This is a genomic window from Arthrobacter agilis (assembly GCF_002953615.1).
Lineage (GTDB): Bacteria > Actinomycetota > Actinomycetes > Actinomycetales > Micrococcaceae > Arthrobacter_D > Arthrobacter_D agilis_B.
Map to the genome: position 1 here is coordinate 1,358,265 of NZ_CP024915.1, position 3,354 is coordinate 1,361,618.

Sequence of the window (3,354 nt, forward strand, 5' to 3'; positions counted from 1 at the left end):
GCTGCCAGGACCGGGCCCGCCGCGACGAGCCGCATGCCGCCGTCGTCGTTGGCCCTGGCGCGCGCGGTGAAGGTCCGGAAGTCGGCGACGGTCTGCGGGTCCGCGAGGCGCACGAAGGGGGAGGTCATCCGGGTGCTACTTGCTGCGCGCGCGGCGGAACGGGACGGCAGGGCCGGCCCAGGCGGAAAGGATGCGCTTCTGCGCCTCCGACAGGCGAACGGGTCGCCCGGTGCTCCGGCTGACCAGCACCATGGTGGTCGCAGCGATCGCGCTGGTGGTGCTTCCCTCGCTCTCCATGCGGTCCCGCACGGCATAGCCCAGTTCGAAGCTGGAGCCGCCGACGGCGGTCACCCAGAGGTCGACGGCGGCGGGTGTGATGCTGAAGTTCAGCGGGGCCCGGTATTCGATCTCCTGCCGGCCCACGAGCGTGAAGTGATCGGCATCGACCAGGTCCATGAACGACCCGCCGGGCCGGGGCTCGCTCATCAGCAGTACGCGCGCGTCCTCGAGGAACTGCAGGAAACGGACGTTGTTGACGTGGCCGTAGGAGTCCTCGTCGCCGAACCGCAGCTGGAGGGGGATGGTGTGCACGGGAGACATAGGGCCATACTCTCAAAAGCTGCTCGGCCGGAGCGATCCGCAGGTCCCCTTCAGGCTCCGGTGTGAGCAACGCCATGCCGTCGTGCGACCGGCATGTTGAGCGCCGGTGGGACGGCGTCTACTGTCAGTAGATGCCCGGGACCGCCTCGCGCGGCTGCCGGGCTCCACTGCACCAGACGCCGCCCTACGAGGAGACACCGAACCATGGCAGAACACGCGCCCCCGGCTGAAGCACCGGCGGAGGGAGGACCGCGGAAGGATCCGACGGCGACGCTCCTGGACCTCCTCGACCTCAGCAGTGCGGAGGGCGCCCAGACGGACGAGGAGATCTTCGTCGGGACCTCGGTCCGGCAGCCGAGCCGCCGCGTCTTCGGGGGGCAGGTGCTCGCGCAGTCGCTCGTCGCGGCGATGCGCACCGTGGAGCCCAGCCGGGACGTGCACTCGATGCACGCCTACTTCCTGCGTGCCGGGGATGCGGACCAGCCGATCACGTTCGGGGTGCAGCGCCTGCGGGACGGGCGCTCGTTCTCGGCGCGCCGCACGCACGCCTACCAGAACGGCGTGCCCATCCTGTCGATGATCGCTTCCTTCCAGGAGCCGGATGACGGGATCGTCCACCAGGACACGATGCCGGCGGACGTGCCGGACCCCGAGAGCCTGCCCTCGACGGTCGATCTCCTCGGCGGTTTCGACCACCCCGTGGCCCGCGCCTGGGCCTTCGACCGTCCTTTCGACATCCGGCACATCGACGCTCCCCTGTACCTGTCCAACGAGGGGTCGCGGGAGCCACGGAACGCTGTGTGGATGCGCAGCCTCGGGCCGATGCCCGACGACCCCGACCTCCACCGCGCGGCCCTGGCGTACGCGAGCGACTACACCCTCCTGGAGTCCATCCTGAGGCCGCACGGGCTGAGCTGGATCCAGCCCGGCATGAGCGTGGCCAGCCTCGACCACGCGATGTGGTGGCATCGCCCGGTCCGCGTCGACGACTGGCTGCTCTACGTCCAGAGCTCCCCCAGCGCGTCGGGAGCCCGCGGGCTCGCCGCCGGACGCATCTACAACCGCAGCGGCGACCTCGTGGCCAGTGTGGCGCAGGAGGGTATGGTCAGGATCCCGTCCGCCTGAGGAATTCTGCCAGGTCCCGCCGGTGCCCGCGGGCTTGCAGGGCGCGGATCCGAGCGCATACCAGCGGATACGAAAGGAGGGACACGGCATGATGCCGTGTCCCTCCTCGTGTCCGGTCGCGGTGCCCCTAGTCGCGGGTGAGGCGGCGGTGCGTGACGCGGTGCGGCTTCGCGGCGTCCGGTCCGAGCCGCTCCACCTTGTTCTGCTCGTACGCGTCGAAGTTGCCCTCGAACCAGTACCAGTTGTCCGGGTCGTCCTCGGTGCCCTCGTAGGACAGGATGTGCGTTGCCACCCGGTCGAGGAACCAGCGGTCGTGCGAGACGACGACGGCGCAGCCGGGGAACTCGAGCAGTGCGTTCTCGAGGCTCGAGAGCGTCTCGACGTCGAGGTCGTTGGTCGGCTCGTCGAGGAGCAGGAGGTTGCCACCCTGCTTGAGCGTCATCGCGAGGTTCAGGCGGTTGCGCTCACCGCCGGAGAGCACGCCCGCCTTCTTCTGCTGGTCGGGTCCCTTGAAGCCGAACGCCGAGACGTAGGCGCGGGACGGCATCTCGACCTGGCCGACCTGGATGAAGTCGAGTCCGTCGGACACGACCTCCCACAGCGACTTGTTGGGGTCGATGCCTCCACGCGACTGGTCGACGTAGGAGATCTTCACCGATTCGCCGATGCGCAGTTCCCCGCCGTCGAGGGGCTCGAGGCCCACGATGGTCTTGAACAGCGTGGTCTTGCCGACGCCGTTGGGACCGATGACGCCGACGATGCCGTTGCGGGGCAGCGAGAAGGACAATTCGTCGATGAGGACGCGGTCGTCGTACCCCTTGCGCAGGTTGCGCGCTTCGATGACCTGGCTGCCGAGCCTCGGGCCCGGCGGGATCTGGATCTCCTCGAAATCGAGCTTCCTCGTGCGCTCGGCCTCCGCTGCCATCTCCTCGTAGCGGTTCAGGCGTGCCTTGGACTTCGTCTGGCGGCCCTTGGCATTCGAGCGGACCCACTCGAGCTCCTCGGTGAGACGCTTCGACAGCTTCTGGTCCTTCTTGCCCTGGACCTCGAGGCGCGCGCGCTTCTTCTCGAGGTAGGTCGAGTAGTTGCCCTCGTAGGGGTAGAGGTGCCCCCGGTCCACCTCCGCGATCCATTCGGCCACGTGGTCGAGGAAGTACCGGTCGTGGGTGACGGCCAGGACGGCACCGGCGTAGGACTTCAGGTGCTGCTCCAGCCAGAGGACGCTCTCGGCGTCGAGGTGGTTGGTCGGCTCGTCGAGGAGCAGGAGATCCGGCTTCTGCAGCAGGAGCTTGCACAGTGCCACACGGCGGCGCTCACCGCCGGACAGCACACGCACATCGGCCTCCGGCGGCGGGCAGCGCAGTGCATCCATGGCCTGCTCGAGCTGGGAGTCGAGGTCCCAGGCGTCGGCGGCATCGATCGCTTCCTGCAGCTTGCCCATCTCGTCGAGCAGCGTGTCGAAGTCGGCGTCGGGGCTGGCCATCTCCTCGGAGATCTCGTTGAACCGCTGGATCTTCCCGTAGATCTCGCCGACGCCCTCCTGGACGTTGCCGAGTACGGTCTTCTCCTCGTTCAGGGGCGGTTCCTGCAGGAGGATCCCTACGGTGTAGCCGTGCCCCCGGCAGGATT

At 68.5% G+C, this 3,354-nt stretch carries 3 protein-coding genes and 1 tRNA gene (1 of these 4 cut by a window edge); 1 reads left to right on the plus strand and 3 read right to left on the minus strand.

What is annotated here, in order from left to right; genetic code table 11:
* Positions 1-135: 135 nt before the first annotated feature.
* On the minus strand, positions 136-600 hold the full coding sequence (locus CVO76_RS06490) for an acyl-CoA thioesterase (protein WP_208741320.1): 465 nt from the start codon (positions 598-600) through the stop codon (positions 136-138).
* A gap of 204 nt (positions 601-804) precedes the next feature.
* On the opposite strand from CVO76_RS06490, the gene tesB reads away from it, so the two are divergent.
* A complete protein-coding gene (tesB, locus tag CVO76_RS06495) occupies positions 805-1,725 on the plus strand; it encodes an acyl-CoA thioesterase II (protein ID WP_133080643.1) in 921 nt (306 codons plus the stop codon).
* Positions 1,726-1,852: 127 nt separating this feature from the next.
* On the opposite strand, the gene ettA is transcribed toward tesB, so the two are convergent.
* The coding region (ettA, locus tag CVO76_RS06500) for an energy-dependent translational throttle protein EttA (protein ID WP_208741322.1) at positions 1,853-3,354 on the minus strand (1,502 nt) is incomplete at its 5' end.
* Positions 3,339-3,354: transfer RNA gene (locus tag CVO76_RS06505), tRNA-Arg, on the minus strand (it continues 157 nt past the right edge of the window). The genes ettA and CVO76_RS06505, both read right to left, overlap by 16 nt.

What these genes read in the sequence shown, in the direction of transcription:
- CVO76_RS06490 (WP_208741320.1), bottom strand. Translation starts at nt 600, where the DNA reads ATGTCTCCCGTGCACACCATCCCCCTCCAGCTGCGGTTCGGCGACGAG.
- tesB (WP_133080643.1), top strand. Translation starts at nt 805, where the DNA reads ATGGCAGAACACGCGCCCCCGGCTGAAGCACCGGCGGAGGGAGGACCG.